The organism is Vibrio neonatus (genome assembly GCF_024346975.1).
Lineage (GTDB): Bacteria > Pseudomonadota > Gammaproteobacteria > Enterobacterales > Vibrionaceae > Vibrio > Vibrio neonatus.
The window spans coordinates 739,846-761,250 of sequence record NZ_AP024886.1; the positions used below are offsets into that span (position 1 = coordinate 739,846).

The following is a 21,405-nucleotide window of genomic DNA, read 5'->3' on the forward strand; positions in this document are numbered from 1 at the left end:
GCACAAGGTAATGACAATTTTAAAAGCCAGCCCACAAACGGGCATTCAAGATGGCGGCCGCTTTGGTTTTGCCCATTTAGGCATCACCCAAGGTGGCGTCGCCGACGAATACTCCTATCACTGGGCAAACAAGCTGTTAGGCAATCCATTTTCGAGCGCAGTCATTGAAGTGACACTAGGCGGTTTTGAAGCCGTGATACATCAAGACACTTGCATTGCGATTACCGGAGCCACCAGCCCAGTACTGTTAGATGGCGCGGTTGCCCCAACTTGGCAATGCATTAAGGTCAAAAAAGGCCAACATATTTCCATTCCCTTACCTCGCAATGGGTTACGCTACTATATTGCCCTGCCCGGCGGTATAGACGCTCCATTGCACCACCGCAGTCTCTCTACTGTACACAAAGAAGGATTAGGTGGCTTACAGAGCAATGGCGAACACTTAGTTAAAGGCGACTTAATTTACGCTCGCTTACCATACGCAAACAACGCTAAACAAGTAGCAGTGGCTGCGAGGTACATTCCAAAATTCAAACCTTCACACAGCACTAATCTAAATGTCATATTAGGGTCTCAGTATCGTACTTTTAGTCAGCAAGCATTAGATGAGTTATTTCATTCTCACTATTGCGTTGGCAAACAGAGCAACAAAATGGGATATCAAATGTCAGGAAACGCGATCGACTCGCCAAAGCAACATTTGATTTCAGAGGCCATCTCTTTAGGCGCGATTCAAATTCCGCCCAACGGGCAACCCATAATTATGCTTTGTGAAAGACAGACCATTGGTGGCTATCCGAAAGTAGGAAATGTCGCACGAATGGATCTAGGGAAACTGGCACAGCTTAAGCCGGGAGACAAAGTTAACTTTGTTAAAAGTGATGTGGATAAATGTATGCGTGAATACACACAATGGTTAAGGTTTTTCCAAAATACAACCTCGTGATAACAGGTAAAATAATCAAAAAAATTCTTGACCTGTTTCGAAAGAATTCACGTTGCATTGATATTGTGAATAACGAAGTTTCGCAATCCCCGAATAGCTATAGCCTAAGACCAGATCGCTGTAATTCTGCCAAAAACTTATCCAAGTAGTTATCCACAATTCGTGTGGATAACCGAATCCATCGAAAGCCGGTTACTAATAAACATTGCGTGGATTATAACTATCAATAGTGGAGAAATAGTCCCCACTATTGATAGGTTAAGATGTGATCAATAACTAAAACTCAACATAAAAAATGTCATAGACCGCGTGCACCTACACACATTTCATCGATTTTGTTCTATTACAGAGCGCCATTTTTCACCGGTTGTAACAACTGATTTATCAAGCTGTTAACCACCAATCCTAAGATAACAAAAGTCAACAATGGCAAAGCAAGCCATAACTGTGGATGAACGCGAGCGGGTAAATCAAATCCCCAATACAGCAATCCGCTGACACTCGCCTCAGCGCCAAGACTTGCCACCACACCGGCAATCAGTGCCATCAAACCATACTCACACCACAATGTGGATGAAATGCGTTTCTTGCTCGCGCCTAATGTGCGATAGAGGCGAATTTCTAATTGGCGCTGTGAAATACTCAAACGCAGCAGGGTAAATATCAGCAGTAAACCGGCAATTACCCCAAGCCCAGCCAAAACAGTAATTGACCAGACAATTTGCGACAGCAAAGTTTGGATTTTATCGCCCATTTTACGAATATCCAGCAAACTGACCGTAGGATATTGCGCCGACAGTGCTTGCACCATCGCATCGTTTTGCGGCTCAATTCGATAAGAAACCATAAATGCGCCCGGCATTTTATCGGCGTATTTAGGCGAAAAAATAAAATAGAAATTAGGCTTCATTTCGCGCCATTCGACTTTGCGAATGCTATTAACCACCGCTAGCACTGTTTGTCCGCTAATAGAAAAGCCCAACTCATCACCCAGTTTCAGCCCTAATGCTTCCGCTACTTCCGATTCTACCGACACCCCATTCTCACTGCCCCATGTGCCGCTAAGAGTATCGTTATAATCGGGCAATTGCTTTGCCCACGTCAGATTAAGCTCACGGCGCACCGCATCAGTTTCTTGATGTTCTTCAGAAACTTGCTTGGCATCGCGACCATTTACCGTAACCAAACGACCGCGAATAATAGGATAAGCTTGCGAACGTTCAATATTATCTTGGTCTAACTGCTTTAAATAATCATCGACTTCATAAGGAGCGATATTAATAGCAAATGCATTTGGCGCGTTCTCCGGTAAGGTGTTTCGCCAATCGCCTAATAAATCGGTTCTTACTAGCCAAACAATGGCAAGTAGCATCAAAGACAGTGCCAATGCGCCAAATTGCAAACCACTGGCAAGTGATGAGCGATTTAACCGACTGACCGCCAGCGCCATTGCCGGACCGAGTTTAAGTTTACCTATGCTCCTTGAAATCAGCACCGCCACTAACGCCAGCACTGCAAACAACGCCACCATACCCGCCAATACAATCCACACTAACGTATTGCTACCATAAACAATAAACATTGGCACGACAGGCACCGCCACCAGCCACAAGGCTTTGCTTTTGCCTTGCGTTTCGGGTTGTAAAACCGCACTTGCAGAGGTATTAAGCAAGTTAATCATTGGAATACCAAGCGCAGGTACACCAATCAACAAACAAGTGATAATAGACAGCACCGCAGGAGTGACACCGTAACCTGGTAGTGGGTCAGGCAGTAAATCGGCAAGAGGAATTCGCAGCAGCACTTCCAATAAGTAGCCGATACTGACTCCAAACAGTGCGCCGATAACAAACAGCAATAACACCTGAATCATCAGCCAGCGCCCTATCCACTTCTTGCTCGCACCGATACTCTTGAGCATAGCCACCGTTTGACGCCGTCCGGCGACATAGTGCTGACAAGTCAGAACTAAGGTGGTCGCAGCCATAATCACCACAATTGCTACCGTTAACGACAAGTATTGGGTGGTGCGCGTAAACATATCATTCGTGCGACTTGGGCTATGTTGATCTCGCCAGCGATCGCCAGAACCTAACGTTATGCCTTGTTTTAACTGCTGTAAATCGGCATTGTCGCCACTAAAATACTGCAGATATCGAACCCTAGAGCCAATTTGTAAAGCGCCCGTTTTTTCAATGTCACTGTGATGAATCATCGCTGTTGGCATCTGCTGGAAAGGATTAAAGCTCAGCCCAGGTTGCTGCTCAATTTCACCACTGACCACAAAATCAGCATCACCAATAGAGACCACATCGCCTATGTTGGCCTCTAATGCCAACATGGCGCGTTTTTCTAACCACAGTTCGCCTTGTGAAACATGAGATGCAAGGGTTTTACCCTTTGAAAGCTGTAAATCACCGCGCAGTGGATAAGCATCATCCACCGCTTTTACTGTCACCAACAACATATCTTGGTCGCTAAATGCCATAGTGGCAAAACGCACCATTGAAGCGGTTTGGATCTGTGATGGTAATGAATGACGGCTCAGTGTCTCTGGAATTGGGCTATCAGAGCGATATACCAGATCGGCGGTAAGCGCATCCGCGCCCTGCTTCACAATCACTTGTTCCATTCGCTCCGCTAGTGCTGACAGCGCAAACACACAAGCGATGATAAGAGTCAGCGCCACCGATATCGGCCATAACTGCCCATGGCGAATCTCTTTAAAGCTCCACGCCAATAAACGGCGATTGAGCTTAGGGTTGCTAGGCGCGAGACTTTCTGTATGTGCTTGAGTCATATCCCCTCCTAATTGCTATCAGGAGAAGATTGTGTCGTCGCCACCTGCAACTGACCGGACTGCATGCTCAGCACTCTATCGCACCTTGCCGCTAACGTATTATCGTGGGTAACCATGATTAAGGTGGTGCCGTGTTGCTGGTTTAAGCTAAATAACTGCTCAACGATATTTTGCGCAGTTTCATGATCAAGATTTCCCGTTGGCTCATCGGCAAACAAAATTTGTGGACGCAACATAAATGCGCGCGCCAGTGCCACCCTTTGTTGCTCACCACCAGACAATTCAGAAGGCAAATGATGCACACGCTCTTTCAGCCCTACAGAATCAAGCAGTTGCATAGCTCTTTGTTTATCTTCTGCCTCTCCGCGAAGCAAACACGGCAAAGTCACATTTTCTAAAGCACTTAAACTGGGGATCAAAAGAAAGCTTTGGAACACAAACCCAATGTGTTGACTGCGCAGATCCGCCCTTTGCTCATCGTTTAAACTTGATAACGAATGCCCCAACAATTGCACATCGCCCTCACTCGGCACGTCCAAACCGGCAAGCAAGGTCATCAGCGTAGACTTACCCGCACCAGAGGCACCGACAATGGCAACACTTTCTCCTGAATCTATCTCCAAATTTACATTTTGTAGGATTGTTAAATGTTCTTGTTTGGTAGAGACTGTTTTAGTTAAAGATTGAGCCTTAATTACGGATGTGGTCATGATACGTTTGCTTTCCTTACTTTTTGTCTGTTTTTCCATGAATGTCAGCGCGGCGACACTGCTTGTGCTCGGCGATAGCTTAAGTGCGGGTTATCAAATGCCCATAGAAAAAGCCTGGCCAACATTATTACCCGATGAACTGGCACAAAACGGTCATCAAATGAGAATCATTAACGGTAGCATATCAGGTGATACTACAGGTAATGGTTTAAATCGACTTCCAGCACTATTGCAACAACATCAACCGGATTACGTGCTGATTGAATTGGGTGCTAATGATGGTTTACGAGGCTTCTCGCCTAAACTGGTCAAAAATAACTTAGTGAAACTGATTGATTTAAGCCAAGAGAGCGGCGCAAAAGTGATTTTAATGCAAATCCAAGTGCCGCCTAATTATGGTAAACGTTATACGCAATCATTTGCACAGGTTTATCCTACCGTAAGTCAAGAAAAGAACGTGGAATTGATTCCATTTTTTCTGGCCGAGATCATCACTTCTAAAGATTTAATCATGCAAGATGGTTTGCACCCTACTCAAAAAGCTCAGCCTTGGATTGCGAAGTTTGTGGCGCAACAACTGACTCCAATACTGTAAAGGACAAGTAAATCATGAAGATTGAACCGGTAATCAATGGCGTTGTCGCCCGCACTGCGCATCCTGCAGGATGTGAGCAAGCAATCAAAAACCAAATAGAACTCGTTTCTCGTTCAAAGCCCATCAGTGATGGGCCTAAACGGGTATTAATTCTCGGTGGCTCATCAGGATTTGGGCTTGCGGCGCGCATTGCGCTTACCTTTGGCGGAGCTAACGCTGACACTATTGCCGTTTCTTTTGAACGAGGCCCGTCGGAAAAAGGCGTAGGAAGTGCTGGATGGTACAACAACATTTATTTTAAGCAGCAAGCACAAGCGAAAGGCGCAGAAGCGGTAAATATCATTGGCGATGCCTTTTCAGATTCAGTGCGCCAGCAAGTATTAGACGCCATTGACACGCAATTTGATGGACAAGTCGATTTAATCATCTACAGCCTAGCCACTGGCGTGCGCCCTAAACCGAATTCAGATGAACTGTGGCGCTCATCAATAAAACCCATTGGCGAGTCTTTAACAGGCGCAAGCATTCGCCTAGAAGATGATACTTGGCAAGAAACTCAATTACCTGCGGCCAGCGAACAAGAGATCCTAGATACGCAAAAAGTGATGGGCGGTGAAGATTGGCAAAGCTGGATTGATTTACTGATCAACAAAGACGCCATTGCGCCAAATTGCCAAAGCATTGCTTTTTCTTATATTGGCCCAGAGTGTACGTACCCTATTTACCATCAAGGGACATTGGGACGCGCTAAGGTCGATTTGCACCAAACCAGCCATGCCATTAATTTGAAATTGGCCCCTTTTAACGGCGGTGCGTACGCCTGCGTTTGTAAAGCATTAGTGACTAAAGCCAGCGTATTTATTCCCACCTTTGCCCCTTATGTATTAGCGCTCTATAAAACTATGAAAGCGCAGGGACTGCATGAAACTTGTATTGAGCAGATGCAGCGCTTATTTAACTCTAAGTTATACCCACAACCCATTGTGGATGGAGAGCGACTGATTCGGATGGATGATTGGGAATTAAAGCACAGCGTACAACAAAACGTCTCCGCACTGCTTCCTCAGTTAACGGCGGACAACTTTAGCCAGCTAGGCGACTATCACGGTTTTAAAACCGAATTCTTACAACTGAACGGGTTTGCCATTGATGGTGTAGATTATCAGCAAGAGTACACCCTAGAGCAATTGCAGGCTTTACGCCCTTAACCTTTAACCCTTAACAATACAAAACGCTTCCCACTGCGGTTATCTTGCAAGATAACCGCGAATCCCTCTGCACTTCAGGCAAACTACGACTATTCTTATATCTATTACAGTAATTAAGTGAGTCTTTGTCTGGTTAATACAGGTGAACTGTATAAATACACAGTACACCTTATCAAGTTCTGCCCTAGACCACTCGCAAGGAATACTGATTCGTTTTTTGCATAGTCCTGCTATTTAGTTCTATCTCGCACAATCATGAACACCTTACCTGTACGGCATAAATAGATTTAGCCAAAGTTCACTCAATTTTCACCAATGGCAAAGTAATGGATTACGTATGGCCAGAGTTAATACCCAACAGCTAGAAGTCCCTAATAAGATCTACTGCTCATGGCAAGATATGTTAGAGATCCTAGCGAAGTTTTCGCATGTGCCTGTGGCCATGATAAATCGTTTAAATCAACATCAACTGGATGTATTTTGTTGCAATCACAATATTGATAACCCTATTCGAGTAGGCGATACCTTTGCCCTTGGCGAGCATCACTTTTGTGAAACCACTTTAAAGACCGACTCTATTTTGGTGGTTCCCGACCGAACCTTAGATCCTAAATGGCAACATTTATCCAAACCCCTGACCGATAAAACCCGTTCTTACTTGGGTGTGCCACTGCACTGGCCAAATGGCACTCCTTTTGGCACCTTATCGATCCTCGATAATAAAATTAATCACTTTAAGATTTCTATTCGAGAATTGTTGTCGGTGTTTAAGGATTCAGTCGAAGCGCAACTCACCGTTATCTATCAAAACCAAAAGCTACAGCTGGTCAACAAAGAGCTGCAATCGCGCATACAAAACCGCACTGTAGAGCTGGCTAACCTTAGCTATCAGCTTGATAAAGAATCGACCAAACGTAAGCAACTCGAGCGCGAAATCCACTACCAGCAGCATCACGATACTGGAAGCGGACTGTTAAATGCTAAAGCGTGGGAGCTAGAAACCAATCGCATTGTCAATCAAGCCGATTTACACAATCAAGAAGTGGCGGTTTTCTATCTTGGCATCAGTAATGGGCAGCGAATCCAAATTGATATGGGCGCAGAAACGCTCGATCAGATCATCAAACAAATCAAAGACAAGCTCGGTGAACTGGGGCCAAAAACTCAATTGAGTGCTCGCCCGCGCTCAAATGACATCGCTTTTACCCTATTATCGAATAACGACAACAAAAACTACGATGCGATTATCCGTCACATCATGGACGTAACATCGCAAGACTTTGATGTGCCATCGGGTAAAGTGCGCTTGCAAGTGTATGTCGGTGCTTCTATTAGTCATCCGCAACGAAACCCACAAAATATGGCATTAACGGTGCAAGCCTATCAAGCGATGCAAAATGCCCGCGAATCAGGTAAACGTATTCTGTTTTATGATGATAACCAGATTGAAGGCGGCACTAAGCTCAATCGCCTTGAGAGTTACTTTATTGAATCTATTCGCGACAATGCCATTAAGTTGTTTTATCAACCGCAAATCGCACTAAAAAATGGTCAATGGTACAGCGCCAGCACCTCGATTCGTTGGGATCACCCCATTTTAGGTAATGTGTCTGAGCTCTCTATTAGTCAGCTGTGCGATCAACCAGAAATTGCCGATGCTCTGTGCCATTTTGTGGTCCGAAAATCCATTTATATCGCCAAGCAATGGCGCGCCATTAAACCCAACTTTAGAGTGGCGATTAAACTCAATGCTTGTCAACTTGCCTCAAAAGACTTAGCCATGTACCTGCATTTATGGCTTAAAGAAGCACAAATTCCCGGTGCAGCGCTCGAAATCGAAGTCTCCGAGAAACAACTGTTTGCCAACGAATCCACCCTGCAAGCCACATTAGAACAAATTTCTTCACTGGGCATTAATTTAACCCTATGTGATTTTGGGCATGGGCACGCCTCATTTAGTTATCTAAAACACAGCCCGTTTAAGCGCATTAAAATCGATAAATCCTTTACCGATAATTTGCAACACAGCTCCGAAGATCGCAGCTTTTTACATTCTTTAATGCAAATTACCACCCGTTTAGGCTTAGATACCGTACTCACAGGCGTTGAAAGCAAAGAGCAAGAACAATGGTTATTGCAGTTTGATACCCCGTATGCCGAAGGTAAAAAGTATCACGGCCCTATGACGCGCAAAGACTTTGAGCAGTTCTTATATAAACAAAGTGAGATAAACCAGCATTAGCATGGCAATTAGATAAACATTTTTATGAACATTTTTATAAACATAGTCACCAAAGGGTTGTTATAATCCGCCAATGCTTGAAATCTAGGGTTCCCAAATGGATCTGCTTACCGCAAAACTGAAAAAACTCGAAAAACAAAACTACAGCGCATATCAACAGATCAAGGGAAGTTATGACTTCACCGACTTCACCTTGCACATCGACCATGTTCAAGGTGATTCCTACGCTTCCCCTTCCCGATTTAGAGCCATTCGTCCGTGGTCTGTAACGGGTTTAGATTTCATAAAAGAAACCTCAGAGGCGTATCAATTAGCGGCGCGTGATTTTATTGGGCGCACCCTTGCCGAGTTTGCTAAACAAGATAATGCCATCTCAGTCGCCACAACGGCGCAGGTAGTGTTAGATAACACCGCAGTCTTGTTTACCGAACAAGGCATAGAATTGCGTTTTAGAATTAATCTTCCGGCCGATGGACGCTCTATTCTGGCTAAGAAAGCGCTCAATATCATTACTTTCTATTTGCCGAAATACATTCGTAAAGCCACCCTGTGGCGCGAACTTGACCAAACCCGCTTTGCTAAACATTGTGAAGTGATTGAAGACCAAAGCGCGCTTAGAGAGCAACTTGCCGAGCACAATTTAGTCAGCTTTATCGCCAACAACAGTGTATTACCGCGTCTATCTGGTGAAAGTGATATGCCAATGAAAGACGCCCTGCCAATGAAAGCGCCGTCTGAGCTTGCAGTGACATTGCACACGCCTAATAGAGGTTATGTCACCGGTCTTGGCATTAAAAAAGGCATCACTTTAATTGTCGGCGGCGGTTTCCACGGTAAATCGACGCTATTAAACGCCATTGAAAAATCCATTTACGATCATATCCCCGGTGACGGTCGCGAATATTGCGTCACCGATCCATTAAGCATGAAGATCCGCGCTGAAGACGGACGTTGCGTACACAACCTCAACATTGCCAACTTTATCAATCATCTGCCAATGCAGAAATCCACCACTGATTTCTCCACCCAAGATGCTTCTGGCTCAACCTCACAAGCGGCTTGGTTGCAAGAGTCGATAGAATCTGGCGCTAAATGTTTGCTTATCGATGAAGATACCTCAGCAACCAACTTCATGATCAGAGACGAGCGCATGCAAGCGCTAGTGGCAAAAGACGCCGAGCCTATCACTCCTTTGGTCGACAGAATTGCTGAATTGCGCGACCAAGAAAGTATCAGCTCCATCATAGTGATGGGAGGATCAGGGGATTATCTTGACGAAGCGGACAATGTGATACAAATGCATGAGTATCAGCCTGTTGATGTCAGTGAAAAAGCCAAGCAAGTGATTGCGCTGCACCCTTCTGCGCGTAGTCATGAGTGCGAACAACCGCTACAAGAAAGCAAGCCGCGCTCGTTTAATCGTGCTTGTCTGCAAACCTTACTTGCAGAAGGCAAATTTAGAGTCGGCGCGAAAGGGAAAAACGCTTTGCGTTTTGGTAAAGAATTTATCGACATCTCGGCCCTAGAGCAGCTACAAACATCCAATGAAATCAATGCCATTGGCTGGACACTGTTTCAATTGGCTCAGCAACCGGGTTGGAGTTCAGATCTCAGCCTTGAGAGTGAAGCGATACTAGAAACCCTAGATTGGCATGCCGCTATGCCAAATAATGGTGATATTGCTAAGCCGCGAGTATTAGATTTACTGGCAACCTTAAACCGCTTACGCAAAGCGCAATTTAAAGCCTCCAAATAAGACAAAGCGCTCCCTTAACTCAGTAAGGGAGCGCTTTGTGCTTGCTTTGAGTTGTTTCAGCGATCACAGCTTCTTAATAAATCGTCCCATCAACCCTGGATGATAGCTCCAATGATGGCTAAAGATATCAAGTAATTCGGGGTTGCCATATTTAGAAAGGCAAAGGGCATGGAAACGATTATGCCTAGCTTGTAGCTCAGCCACCTTATCCACCATCTCTTGCGACTGTTTAGGCGCAATAAAGTCTGACAGCACTACCATATCTGCATTTAAAAATTTATCGGTGTGCATTAAATCGATGCATTTTTGCAATACAGGCTCAAAGTCTGTGCCGCCATGAAATGTGTACGAAAGAAAATCACTCGCTTCACGCAAGCCATCTTTTTTGGTTAATTCATAGGTGATTTGTTCGGTAGAAAACATGATTACAAAGCAGTCTCGCTGCTCAGCGAGCGCAATTTGCATCAAAGCATACGCCATTGCTTTGGCGCACTGCTCAGGGAAACCGCTCATTGAACCTGAGGCATCCACACAAACAATAAATGGCCCTTTTTCTAAATCTAACTCACTAGAGTTTGGCGTATGCGCATTCACTTTGCGTAACTTACGAGACTTACCTGCGGTGCGATAATTCATCAAGCGTTTATCAACTAAATGCTGGTAGAAAATCACTTCCAGTTCAGGGTAAGCCAAAAACATGGTTTCGTTGGGCAGCAGTTTGCTCAAATCGTCACTTTCATGAATGCCGACAATATCATCGGTTGCTTCATCTGACTGCTCTTCGACCAATTGCAATTCCACCGCAGGTCTTTTTCTCAGCGCAGGGTCGTCAACTTGACTTGCCATGCGCCCAAGTTCATTGGCAATCTCTTTTAAGCCGCTGTGCTTGCGCAAAAAGGTGGCGTATTTTGCCATGGTTGCAACATCGGTGCGGCTTAGCTTAGCGGCCGCCATATCCCATAGGCGACCCAATTGCGCTTCGTCTCCCGCATCGCCGATTTGACGCATGTTTTTCATGTTTTCCATACGATTATACAAATCGTCCAAAAACTTTTGCTTGTCAACTTCTAGCTCATCAAGTTGCAACTGCTTCACCGAACGATACAAAGATTGATACCATTGATCGCAGAAAAAATGCGCAAACATAGGGTTGGGCGCACTTTCTTGTCGCTCTAACAAGCGCTTTGCGGTGGAGTAGAAATTGCTATTGCCTTTTAGCTGACGAATCGTCGATTTTATCTGCGCTTCAAACTGAGCTTCATCCCAATGAATTACGGTTTGATAAAGTGCCAACTCTTGGCGAATTTGTTCCGACTCAGATACTTTGCTAATGCGTCGTTTAACCGAACCTTTCCACTTACGCAGATGGTTGGTAACCGACGCTTGCATGCCGGGTTTTTCCGATGCCATCAATACCTGACTGCGGCCAATCAAATCATTGACTGCCGTTTCAACCATACCCGATTCGGCGACCGACATTGCCAGATTTAACGCATCAACTCCAAGCATCGCGCTCTCCTATTCGGTAAAGAAATCGGCAAGCATACCGATCCTTTGCGCCACTTTCTTCGATCTTTGCTGTGACTCACTTAAGGTCACAGACAGTTGCTGCAAACTTGACTCCATCGCAGTCGGTAATTCAGGTTCAATAAAGTTATGCGGCAAAGCGCCGTGAAAATCTGAACGCACTTTGGTAAACAGCAGTTCGGCTTGCATCAATTGATTCACCGCCTCGTTGGCACGCGCATGCCAAGTTTGATGTTTTTCCACATCTAACCCTGCGTTGGTGACCAAACCTAGTAATACAGAGCGATTCGCAATATCTTTAATAACAAGGTGATTTTCGCCATCTAATGCAAATTTGAGAGACATCAAATTAGGGTTGTGATTGACATAGCCATACACATCACCACCACCATGGTTAATGGCATTAACTAACTCAGTGTGTGGCACGTACACATAACGGGTATCGCCTTTGTCGTGCTCAGAGACAGACTGATTACTTTGCAATAGCACCAGTTTCACTAAATTACGGGCATTGCCCACACTGTGCGAGCGCCAGTCATCAAGATCAACCTTAAAGCCTTCCTTACCCTTACGCAGCAGTCCAGAGGTATGCTCGGACTCTACTTGCATGACGTTAGCATCTTCAATATCAGCTTGAATATCAGCGAGTTCTTCATTGCTATCTTCGATGATCTGTAAAATTTCTTTTTGATTAAAGGCGTGTTTTAGCGCAAATTCATGCATGACTTCTCTAACGATAAGGCGCGATGCAGGGCTGTTCCACAAACAATCTTGAATGAGCAGTAAATCAAGGGCATTGATTTTTTGACGGCCATTAAAAAACGCACTCGCTTTTAATAGTTTCACCGCTTTTTTCCAGCGACGATCTGACACATACAACTCATCTGAGTTAAGTTTGTCTTCGTTTTCTTTGTGGCGAGTTTCGAGCATGGTTTTTAGCTGATACAGCTTGTTAAATACTTCATCAGATAGTGGCATGCTGTCAAGCTCACTTAACCACTGAGTATACTCTTGGTTTGAAATAGTCAGATCTTCAGGCACTTGCGCCTCTTGCGGCGTGCCAACGGTGAGCATGCTATGGAAGTTTTGTTTATCTTGAATTCGATTGACGAACACGCGCACCAACATGCGATCGTACAGTGCTTCCAAACCGCTATCTTGATCGGGCAGTTCATTGGACGCGGAAATTAACAGGCGCATCGGCACTTTTTCAATTTCACTGCCATTTTTAAAGGTCTTTTCGTTCACCACGGTCAACAAGGTGTTTAAGATTGCCGGACCTGCTTTCCAAATCTCATCAAGGAACACCACGTTAGCAGTGGGCAAATAACCTTTGGTTAAACGAACATAACGCCCATGATCTTTTAGATCTTGAATACTGAGCGGCCCAAACACCTCTTCAGGGGTTGAAAAGCGCGTCATTAGGTACTCAAAGTAGCTGCTACTTTCAAAGGCTGAAATGAGACGTTTTGCAATCAGACTTTTGGCAATTCCCGGCGGTCCCAGCAAAAACACGCTCTCACCGGATAAGGCGGCGAGTAAGCAGAGTTTAATGGTGTGTTCGCGTTCATAAACACCTTCCGAAAGCACTTTAACTAATTTATTAATACGTTCGGAACGTAATGCGCGCTGCGCATGAGACACACGGGTGTTTTCCATTCTAAAATTGCTCCATTAAACTGCTTATTGACCCTGTTTGAGTCTAGTAAAAGTATATGCCACCGCTGGGCTCTTTTCCCTAGTAGGTCTAATAACTTAGCGAGATCTGGCTCACACTGCAAACTTAGTTTGTAAATGTGTTGTTTAACCTATTCATTCAATACGTTAGTTTGAATGCATGTGCGTTTTTAACGCCAGCGCATTCACCATGATTGTAAACACGAATGCCGAAAAATAACCTTAATTGAGTAACAAATCATGCATAAAACTCTGCATAGCTGGAAGAATCTCTCTCTCATTGAAGAACCGTTAACTCTGCCCAACGGCGTAGAGGTTGAACACACCTCAATTGTTCACCCTGGCGCGGTGGTTATTTTGGCAAAAACATCACAAAATAAGCTGTTATTGCTCAATCAATACCGCCCTTCATTAAAAGACTGGCTTCTAGAAATACCCGCAGGCACGCTCGATCCAAATGAAGATCCACTGACTGCGGCCAAGCGTGAACTGGAAGAAGAAACCGGATATAGCGCCAAAAAATGGCAAAGTTTTGGCAAACTTACCCCAATGGCGGGATTTTGTAATGAAGTCCAATATCTGTATCTTGCGCAAGACTTATCATTGACCCAAAGTTTAAGCCAAGATACTGACGAAGTTATCGAGGTGCTTGAGGTTTCCATTGATGATCTGCTGGCTTGGATTCAACAAGATAAAATCACCGACGCTAAAACAATCGCAACGCTGTCAAAAGCATTACTCAACGGAATATTAAATTAAAAGGAATAGTCATGGACTTTCGCTCAGATACTGTCACCCAACCTACCCAAGCAATGCGCGACGCCATCGCTAACGCCCCTGTAGGTGACGATGTTTACGGGGATGACCCAACCGTTAACGAACTGGAAGCTTGGGCGGCAAAAACTCATGGGTTTGAAGCTGCGCTGTTTACCTCATCGGGTACACAAGCCAATTTACTGGGCTTAATGTCGCATTGCGGACGTGGCGATGAGTATCTTTGTGGTCAGCAAGCGCACAACTTTCGATACGAAGCTGGCGGCGCGGCAGTATTAGGCTCAATTCAGCCACAACCTATCATGAACGAACCTGACGGCACTTTGTGTTTTAAAAAGCTTGAAGCGGCCATAAAACCAGACGATTTTCACTGTGCGCAAACTAAATTACTCAGTTTAGAAAACACCATTAATGGCAAAGTACTGCCGCTTGAGTATTTAGCCCAAGCACGTCAGTTTGTGGATAAACACGGTTTAAAACTGCACCTTGATGGCGCACGTGTTTACAATGCAGCAGTGGCGTTAGGTGTTGATATTAAAGAAATTGCTCAGCATTTTGACACTATGACAGTGTGCTTATCTAAAGGCTTAGGCGCACCGATTGGCTCTCTTCTCTTAGGTGACACTGTCACCATAAACAGAGCGCGTCGCATCCGTAAAATGCTTGGCGGCGGCATGCGTCAAGTAGGTTTGCTGGCGGCCGCTGGCAAATTAGCGCTCACTGAACAAGTCGCGCAACTGTCGGTCGATCATGCAAACGCGCAAATTCTGGCGCAAGGTTTAGCTAAGCTAAAAGGCTTTCACGTTAAACCTGAACTGGTACAAACCAATATCGTGTTTGCCAAGCTTGATGATGCGGTTGATATTGACGCTATTTGCGCCGACTTAGAAAAAGAAGGCATTTTGGTGACCCCAAGTAACCCTATTCGCTTTGTGACCCACAAAGACATCAGCGCGGATGATATCAAGCTGTTATTAGAACGTTTGGCAAGCAAATTGAATGATTAAGCTCTAAGAAAATAATAAATAAACTATTAATAAATAAGAAAAAACCGTCGTTATCTGCGATAGATAACGGCGGTTTTATTGTTTTTATAGCCAGATGCTATGCTCGACGCTATTAGTTAACCCTATTAACGGCGGCGATTCTTACCACGATTTTTATGAACGCCTAATTTTGCTTTCAGCTTACGTTTTTCAGAGCTGCGACTGCGACGAGGCGCATTTTCTTCAAACACTTCTGAATCTGGGCTTGGCTCAAATCCGGCTAACCACTCTTGCGGTAATTTCTGATCCAGCAATCGCTCAATGGCTTCTAAAAGATATTGCTCGTTGTGACTCATCAAAGACACCGCATGCCCCACATTGCCAGCACGGCCACTGCGACCAATGCGGTGCACATAATCTTCGGCTTTGTATGGCATATCATAGTTGATGACGTGTTCTAACTCTTTAACATCAATGCCACGAGCGGCCACATCCGTTGCCACCAGCGCGCGCACTTTGCCTGCTTTAAACTCATCTAACGCGCGCTGTCTTGCGCCTTGGCTTTTATCACCATGAATGGAAGCAGCTTGGATGCCATCCAGTTTTAGCTCTTTTGCCAGTGCTTCGGCGCCCTCTTTGGTTCGAGTAAACACCAGTACTTGTTGCCAATTACGCGAACCAATTAGATACGACAACAATTCACGTTTACGCTTTTTATCTACGGGATAAACGATTTGTTCAACACTGTCCGCTGTTGAGTTGGCAGGGCTTACTTCCACTTCAACTGGGTTATTTAAGATTTTGTACGCAAGATTTTTAACCGCTTTTTTAAAGGTTGCGGAGAAAAACAGAGTTTGACGGTCACTGTTTAGCTTTTGCAGAATGCGTTTAATATCGGGCATAAAACCCATATCCAACATGCGGTCTGCTTCATCAAGCACTAAATACTGGGTGTATTGCAAAGTGAGGTTTTTATTAAACAGATGATCAAGTAACCTTCCGGGAGTGGCGATTAAAATATCACAGCCACGATTAAGATTAGTCACTTGCACATTAAAGCTTGTGCCGCCGTACACCACCACGGTTTTTAGCTCCGTCGGCTTAGCATACTCAGTAATAGCATCAAACACTTGCTGCGCCAGCTCACGCGTTGGCACTAAAACGAGAGCTTTGACTTTGCATTGTGACTGCGGATTATGAGCGGTGATCTCACCCATCAGCTTTTGAATGATCGGCAATCCAAAAGCGGCTGTTTTGCCAGTACCTGTTTGCGCCGCGGCTAATACGTCTCGTCCCTCAAGTACATGCGGAATGCCTTCGGCTTGTACCGGTGTTGGTGTCACTATGTTCAGTTTCTCTAAGTGTTCAACAAGAGATGTTTCAAGACCAAGGTCGGCAAATTGGGATGCAGGCATACAGGATTCCGTTGGATGTTTTCTTTAAGGCAGGGATTCTACTTTAATTTAGCCTCAGTTACAGCCTCTATCACCTCTGGATAAAAATCGAGAAAGACTTGGTCAAGCGTTTGATAGTGCTGTTGTAATGTTGCAAAGCAATCAGCCAATGGCGCCATTCTAACACTGCGTAGCGACATGCGGCTAAGGGCAAAGCCGATGTTGTCCAGATCTTGATAAGAATAAATCCAACCGCCGTCCCACATGCTAGTGACCACTTTTTGATAACGCTCAGGAAGAATGATATCCGGCGCAGAATGAATGAACTTAGGATGCGTCAATTGCTCGGCATGCTCACAAAACTGAGTTAGTGAATGTTGATGAAACTTATCCCAATGCCGCACAAGGCAGTGATCCCAAAACACATCTAGTGCTATCGGTGAAAAGCGGCGACGTTCGCCAAACAAAGGCTTGATGGCGACAATTGCAGGGTGACTGTCGGTATAACTGTCGATAAATCGATGTAAGCGAATACCATGAGTCACCTTTGGCGGATAATGCCTTTGCGGGTTACCGCGCACAAAATCCCCCAGCAGGTTGCCTAATAGACTGCTATTGCTCACATGCGCTAAATGTAAATGGCCTAAAAAGTTCATTCTTTGACTTTATTTCCTTAGATTACTGCCACTTTAAAGCCAACAGCAGGTTATATCTATGTCGATACCTAGAGACGCAAGCACAACCTACTTAATCAAACAGTTCGATGACCAACTTGTTGTCTCTAATCACCAGATTAGGTTCAGCCGATTTAATCAGTGCTTCTTGCAGTACGTGGCTATCGAGCTTATACACCGGCTTTTGCGATAAGCCATAGCCAATCATAGAAACCGCAGGCTTGATAAGCCGTTTAATGTCTGCCGGTAATGGCGTGCCATTTTCGGTAAATTGTTCAAGCCGGATGGATTGTAGAAAGACCTCACCTGTTTTGGCATCGTAATGTGGCACTGCGCTAAATTCGAGATCCAAATCTAAACGTTGTTTTGGCGAATCAAACAGTTGAACGTTCGCCACAGTATTGGCAAATACCGCGACTCGGTCGGCATCACTGCGCCCAATTTTGACCGCAAGATCTGTCACCGAAACTTGCGCATACATTAGGTTTTCAACGCCAACCGATTGATTAAAGCTGACGTTATCGTGCAAATAATCGGTCATTTCTTGCTCCGTTACGCTATAACTGGCACACCCGCCCAGCATAATGCTGAAGATAAGTAGAAACATCTGCGACATAGAAAGACGCACTTTTTGCAAACTTTTGAATCGCGACCATCGCGACCTTGCTAATGGCAACCTTGTTAATGGCAACCTTGCTTTGCGTAGCAATATCAAAGGCAACTGTGATAGCCATTGGTACTGATGTTTTCTCTTTTTATTCATTGATATTCGCTCTATCGTGCCATCGCAGATCTTTACAGCTAAGTGTTAATCTCAATAACTGTCAAGGAAGGTTATATACTTTGCTCGGTGATGGTTAAGTTACACCATCAAATAAAGGACTTAGCCTGATAAAACTGGCTTGGTATTGACAATAACAGAGCTTAATTTCAGGTATTCTCCGTGCACACTTTAAAATAACATGTGAAATAACGAATAATTGTCCATATAACAAGCATCTGAACGAAATGTTAGTTTCTGTTTTACGTGCTTACTTTGCGTCACGTTACACTATTCAAATCAACATACTATTTATACGAATACATTAAGAGCTATAGGCAAGATGAATTTACAGTACTGGAAAAATAATATTAGTGGTCTTTTAGTGGTGGGCGTTTTTCTCATTGCCGTTGCCATCTTTACCTCATTAATTCCTTCAATCGATCTATTAAGCTCAGATTCAAGTGTATTAGGGGCGATATTTACCTATCTAACCTACTCTGCAGGCTCACAAGGATTCTTAATTACGCTGGCTATTTTAGTCATTGCTATTGCGCTAAAAACGCCAACTAAAAAACGTCTGTTCATTTTAATGGTGCAGCTTGGCGTATTACTGGTGCTCTCTTTTGGCGCAAAATCACTGCTTAAAAAAGTGACCCAAAGCCCTCGACCTTACACCGAAGCAATAACACAACTGCATTTGGTCGATTCCCCGCAAGATTTTTATCATCTGGATATGCCAGATCAAAATGCGGTCATTGAGCAAGCCTCAAACAGCGGCGTATCGCACTGGCGCACCATTCACTGGCAAGGTGAGACAGATTACTCGTTCCCATCTGGGCATACTGTATTTGTGGCGCTGTGTTTATTCTTCTTTGGCGGTTTATTTGTGCAACGTAAACAATATCTTGCCCTATCTATTTTATTGCTATGGGGATTAGGCGTTGCGTACAGTCGTTTGTGGCTTGGCATGCATAGACCCGAAGATCTTATTGGCTCTGCGCTGGTGGTTGGGGCGATCGCAATATTTATTCCCGCTCCTTCATCGCGTAAACCTTCGGCTTAATTTAGGTTACTTCACAATAAAGAAGGTTAAAGGGCAATTTGTCACTAAGTTACCCTTTTTCATCGATTAAAAAGCGCTGTTGTTCTCTACAGGATAGATTCTTATTGATGTATCCGCTGAAAGAACGCAAAATAGCGCTCCTTCCCAAGAAGGTGAGCGTTTTGTACTTTATACCAATCGTACTAAATAACGGGTCATTCTAGCTTGTTGTGATTGGTATTATTCAACTACGCTCCTACTAGTTTCTTAGTTTGCAGGCAAATCCGCCTCCACCCTTTCACATCGAGAACATCTATGAGTTTTGACTCCCTTGGTCTATCTGCCCCTATTCTTCGCGCTATTGACGATCTAGGTTATACAAAGGCATCTCCTATTCAAGAGAAAGCCATCCCTGCCATTATTGCAGGTAAAGACGTCATGGCAGCAGCGCAAACCGGTACCGGTAAAACCGGCGGTTTTAGCTTGCCATTGTTAGAAAGATTAAGCTCAGGCCCAAGACCTAAGGGAAATCATGTACGCGCGTTAATATTGACCCCGACTCGTGAATTAGCGGCGCAAGTGCATGACAGTGTTGTTCAATACAGCGCGCACCTAGAAACCACATCTACAGTGGTATTTGGCGGCGTTAAAATTAACCCGCAAATGCTCAATCTGCGCAAAGGTTGTGATGTTTTGGTGGCAACGCCCGGTCGTTTGTTAGATTTGCATAGCCAAAACGCGGTGAAATTTTCGCAGCTAGAAGTGTTAGTGCTAGATGAAGCTGACCGCATGCTGGATATGGGCTTCTTTCGCGACATAAAGCGAATTCTTGATTTACTGCCAAAACAGCGTCAAAACTTGCTGTTTTCTGCCACTTTCTCCCCAGAAATTCGTGATTTGGCACGTGGCTTGGTTAATAACCCTGTTGAAGTATCAGTAAACCCGCCTAACTCAACCACTCAACTGGTTGAACAAAGTATTTATGTTTCTGATAAAAAACAAAAATCAGCTATCTTGGCGAATTTGATCAAACAAGGTGATTGGCAACAGGTGTTGGTGTTTAGCAAAACTAAGCACGGCGCAAACCGCCTCGCACGCTTTTTAGAAGCAGAAAACATCTCTGCATTGCCTATTCACGGCAATAAGAGCCAAGGCGCTCGTACCAAAGCGTTGGAAGAATTTAAAACAGGCAAGATCCGCGTATTAGTAGCGACCGATATCGCTGCGCGTGGTTTAGATATCCCTCAATTGCCTCAAGTGGTTAACTTTGATTTACCACATGTATCTGAAGACTATGTACACCGCATTGGTCGTACTGGTCGCGCAGGAGAAACAGGCAAAGCTTATTCACTGGTGTGTGCAGACGAAGCCAAAGAATTGTTCGCTATTGAACGCTTGATTGGCAAAGTGCTTGAGCGTCACGTTATGCCAGGCTTCCAACCCGTCAATCCACTTCCTGAATCCAGACTGGATACTCGCCCTATTCGCCCGAAAAAGCCTAAGAAACCAAGAACCGGTCATAAAGATGGACAACGCTCGGCGGACAATGCCAGCGGACATAAGCCTGCCAATAAAAACAGACGTCACTCGTCGGCGCGTAAACCGCAATCTGCTGGGCAAAATAGTGCACAAACTAACGCACCTGCAAACAAAAATTCCGGCAACGGTAATTCGGCATCGACAGCTAATGAGGGTGCAAATAAGTCAAGAAGAGGCCGACGCCCACAACGTAATCATAATGCGTCAGGCAATCAAGCAAATAGAAGTAACGCAAATAAGAGCGGTGCAAATAATCATCGCTAAGACATACGCCCGACTAGCGTAACAGTTGCCGTTATTTTTGTTGCTATTGCTGTTATTACTTGGCCTGCTTTCTTAAGTGTCGATTCGAAACATTTTGTTTTGGCACTTCAGGGGCAGGCTTTTTTTCATGCCTTAAATGTCGAATAGCTAATAGAGGATGCTTTAATAGCATTCGAGGGCCAGAAAAACGCATCACCGCTCTCATCTGCTCTTTTTGCTCAGGTCGATAGCAATGCACAGGACATCGATTACAAGTCGGTTTATTTTGTCCAAATACGCAGCGATCTAATTTTGTTTTTGCGTAGTCACTAAGTTCGTTACACTCACCGCATAAGCCATGTACCGTTTGGTGGTGTTTTGCGCAGTAGATCTTAATCATGGCATGCACAGTTTTGTGCTCTTTTAGCAACTCACCGCTTAAAATCTCGTCTAACTGTTTTTGCATTGCCAAATCTCATACCGATACATACATTTAGTATATACCTTTAACCTTCTTAAAAACTATCAA

At 44.6% G+C, this 21,405-nt stretch carries 17 protein-coding genes; 9 read left to right on the plus strand and 8 right to left on the minus strand.

What is annotated here, in order from left to right:
* Positions 1 to 10 precede the first annotated feature (10 nt).
* The gene (locus OCU38_RS15615) at positions 11 to 946 is read left to right on the plus strand and encodes a 5-oxoprolinase subunit C family protein (RefSeq protein WP_261824426.1); all 936 of its coding nucleotides are present in this window, start codon (positions 11 to 13) and stop codon (positions 944 to 946) included.
* Between the two features lie 343 nt (positions 947 to 1,289).
* Here the strand turns inward: OCU38_RS15615 and OCU38_RS15620 are convergent, their stop codons facing one another.
* Positions 1,290 to 3,746, minus strand: a complete 2,457-nt coding sequence (locus tag OCU38_RS15620) for an ABC transporter permease (RefSeq protein ID WP_261824427.1) — start codon at positions 3,744 to 3,746, stop codon at positions 1,290 to 1,292.
* Positions 3,747 to 3,754: 8 nt separating this feature from the next.
* Entirely contained in the window at positions 3,755 to 4,456 is a 702-nt protein-coding gene (locus tag OCU38_RS15625) for an ABC transporter ATP-binding protein (RefSeq protein ID WP_261824428.1), read from the minus strand.
* Between OCU38_RS15625 and OCU38_RS15630 the strand changes: the two genes are divergently transcribed.
* The 4 genes from OCU38_RS15630 (at position 4,455) to OCU38_RS15645 (ending at position 10,257) form a co-directional block, all read left to right on the plus strand.
* A complete protein-coding gene (locus tag OCU38_RS15630) occupies positions 4,455 to 5,051 on the plus strand; it encodes an arylesterase (RefSeq protein WP_261824429.1) in 597 nt (198 codons plus the stop codon). The two genes, OCU38_RS15625 and OCU38_RS15630, sit on opposite strands and share 2 nt — an antisense overlap.
* Positions 5,052 to 5,065: 14 nt before the next feature.
* Positions 5,066 to 6,259, plus strand: a complete 1,194-nt coding sequence (gene fabV, locus OCU38_RS15635) for an enoyl-ACP reductase FabV (protein ID WP_261824430.1) — start codon at positions 5,066 to 5,068, stop codon at positions 6,257 to 6,259.
* A 337-nt stretch (positions 6,260 to 6,596) separates the two neighbouring features.
* The gene (locus OCU38_RS15640) at positions 6,597 to 8,501 is read left to right on the plus strand and encodes a sensor domain-containing phosphodiesterase (protein WP_261824431.1); all 1,905 of its coding nucleotides are present in this window, start codon (positions 6,597 to 6,599) and stop codon (positions 8,499 to 8,501) included.
* A gap of 97 nt (positions 8,502 to 8,598) precedes the next feature.
* Entirely contained in the window at positions 8,599 to 10,257 is a 1,659-nt protein-coding gene (locus tag OCU38_RS15645) for an ABC-ATPase domain-containing protein (protein ID WP_261824432.1), read from the plus strand.
* 63 nt (positions 10,258 to 10,320) lie between these two features.
* Here OCU38_RS15645 and viaA read toward each other — a convergent pair whose 3' ends face one another.
* Together viaA and OCU38_RS15655 are read right to left on the minus strand one after the other, a co-directional pair.
* Positions 10,321 to 11,766 (minus strand): ATPase RavA stimulator ViaA, encoded by a 1,446-nt coding sequence (gene viaA, locus OCU38_RS15650; protein ID WP_261824433.1) that lies wholly within the window; start codon positions 11,764 to 11,766, stop codon positions 10,321 to 10,323.
* 9 nt (positions 11,767 to 11,775) lie between these two features.
* Complete coding sequence (locus OCU38_RS15655) at positions 11,776 to 13,443, minus strand: ATPase RavA domain-containing protein (RefSeq protein WP_261824434.1); 1,668 nt, start codon at positions 13,441 to 13,443, stop codon at positions 11,776 to 11,778.
* 258 nt (positions 13,444 to 13,701) lie between these two features.
* Here OCU38_RS15655 and OCU38_RS15660 point away from each other — a divergent pair, with 258 nt between their 5' ends.
* The gene (locus OCU38_RS15660; RefSeq protein WP_261824435.1) at positions 13,702 to 14,220 is read left to right on the plus strand and encodes an NUDIX hydrolase; all 519 of its coding nucleotides are present in this window, start codon (positions 13,702 to 13,704) and stop codon (positions 14,218 to 14,220) included.
* A gap of 11 nt (positions 14,221 to 14,231) precedes the next feature.
* Positions 14,232 to 15,242 (plus strand): low-specificity L-threonine aldolase, encoded by a 1,011-nt coding sequence (gene ltaE, locus OCU38_RS15665; RefSeq protein ID WP_261824436.1) that lies wholly within the window; start codon positions 14,232 to 14,234, stop codon positions 15,240 to 15,242.
* Positions 15,243 to 15,367: 125 nt separating this feature from the next.
* Here the strand turns inward: ltaE and OCU38_RS15670 are convergent, their stop codons facing one another.
* The 3 genes from OCU38_RS15670 to OCU38_RS15680 all read right to left on the minus strand — a co-directional run bounded on the left by OCU38_RS15670 (position 15,368) and on the right by OCU38_RS15680 (position 17,905).
* The gene (locus OCU38_RS15670; RefSeq protein ID WP_261824437.1) at positions 15,368 to 16,636 is read right to left on the minus strand and encodes a DEAD/DEAH box helicase; all 1,269 of its coding nucleotides are present in this window, start codon (positions 16,634 to 16,636) and stop codon (positions 15,368 to 15,370) included.
* Positions 16,637 to 16,674: 38 nt separating this feature from the next.
* A complete protein-coding gene (locus tag OCU38_RS15675) occupies positions 16,675 to 17,271 on the minus strand; it encodes an acyl carrier protein phosphodiesterase (RefSeq protein ID WP_261824438.1) in 597 nt (198 codons plus the stop codon).
* Positions 17,272 to 17,362: 91 nt separating this feature from the next.
* Positions 17,363 to 17,905: a DUF1439 domain-containing protein gene (locus OCU38_RS15680; RefSeq protein ID WP_261824439.1), complete on the minus strand. Its 543-nt coding sequence runs from the start codon at positions 17,903 to 17,905 to the stop codon at positions 17,363 to 17,365.
* Between the two features lie 487 nt (positions 17,906 to 18,392).
* Here OCU38_RS15680 and OCU38_RS15685 point away from each other — a divergent pair, with 487 nt between their 5' ends.
* The gene (locus OCU38_RS15685; RefSeq protein ID WP_261824440.1) at positions 18,393 to 19,115 is read left to right on the plus strand and encodes a phosphatase PAP2 family protein; all 723 of its coding nucleotides are present in this window, start codon (positions 18,393 to 18,395) and stop codon (positions 19,113 to 19,115) included.
* Positions 19,116 to 19,409: 294 nt separating this feature from the next.
* Entirely contained in the window at positions 19,410 to 20,897 is a 1,488-nt protein-coding gene (locus OCU38_RS15690; RefSeq protein WP_261824441.1) for a DEAD/DEAH box helicase, read from the plus strand.
* A 55-nt stretch (positions 20,898 to 20,952) separates the two neighbouring features.
* Here OCU38_RS15690 and OCU38_RS15695 read toward each other — a convergent pair whose 3' ends face one another.
* Positions 20,953 to 21,342 (minus strand): nitrous oxide-stimulated promoter family protein, encoded by a 390-nt coding sequence (locus tag OCU38_RS15695; protein ID WP_261824442.1) that lies wholly within the window; start codon positions 21,340 to 21,342, stop codon positions 20,953 to 20,955.
* Between the last annotated feature and the right edge of the window lie 63 nt (positions 21,343 to 21,405).

Bases quoted from the DNA above. Each gene is read 5' to 3' on its own strand.
- OCU38_RS15680 (WP_261824439.1), bottom strand. From the start codon at position 17,905: ATGTCGCAGATGTTTCTACTTATCTTCAGCATTATGCTGGGCGGGTGT.
- OCU38_RS15690 (WP_261824441.1), top strand. From the start codon at position 19,410: ATGAGTTTTGACTCCCTTGGTCTATCTGCCCCTATTCTTCGCGCTATT.
- OCU38_RS15620 (WP_261824427.1), bottom strand. From the start codon at position 3,746: ATGACTCAAGCACATACAGAAAGTCTCGCGCCTAGCAACCCTAAGCTC.
- OCU38_RS15660 (WP_261824435.1), top strand. From the start codon at position 13,702: ATGCATAAAACTCTGCATAGCTGGAAGAATCTCTCTCTCATTGAAGAA.
- OCU38_RS15625 (WP_261824428.1), bottom strand. From the start codon at position 4,456: ATGACCACATCCGTAATTAAGGCTCAATCTTTAACTAAAACAGTCTCT.
- OCU38_RS15655 (WP_261824434.1), bottom strand. From the start codon at position 13,443: ATGGAAAACACCCGTGTGTCTCATGCGCAGCGCGCATTACGTTCCGAA.
- fabV (WP_261824430.1), top strand. From the start codon at position 5,066: ATGAAGATTGAACCGGTAATCAATGGCGTTGTCGCCCGCACTGCGCAT.
- OCU38_RS15685 (WP_261824440.1), top strand. From the start codon at position 18,393: ATGAATTTACAGTACTGGAAAAATAATATTAGTGGTCTTTTAGTGGTG.
- OCU38_RS15645 (WP_261824432.1), top strand. From the start codon at position 8,599: ATGGATCTGCTTACCGCAAAACTGAAAAAACTCGAAAAACAAAACTAC.
- OCU38_RS15630 (WP_261824429.1), top strand. From the start codon at position 4,455: ATGATACGTTTGCTTTCCTTACTTTTTGTCTGTTTTTCCATGAATGTC.
- OCU38_RS15615 (WP_261824426.1), top strand. From the start codon at position 11: ATGACAATTTTAAAAGCCAGCCCACAAACGGGCATTCAAGATGGCGGC.
- viaA (WP_261824433.1), bottom strand. From the start codon at position 11,766: ATGCTTGGAGTTGATGCGTTAAATCTGGCAATGTCGGTCGCCGAATCG.
- OCU38_RS15640 (WP_261824431.1), top strand. From the start codon at position 6,597: ATGGCCAGAGTTAATACCCAACAGCTAGAAGTCCCTAATAAGATCTAC.
- OCU38_RS15670 (WP_261824437.1), bottom strand. From the start codon at position 16,636: ATGCCTGCATCCCAATTTGCCGACCTTGGTCTTGAAACATCTCTTGTT.
- ltaE (WP_261824436.1), top strand. From the start codon at position 14,232: ATGGACTTTCGCTCAGATACTGTCACCCAACCTACCCAAGCAATGCGC.
- OCU38_RS15695 (WP_261824442.1), bottom strand. From the start codon at position 21,342: ATGCAAAAACAGTTAGACGAGATTTTAAGCGGTGAGTTGCTAAAAGAG.
- OCU38_RS15675 (WP_261824438.1), bottom strand. From the start codon at position 17,271: ATGAACTTTTTAGGCCATTTACATTTAGCGCATGTGAGCAATAGCAGT.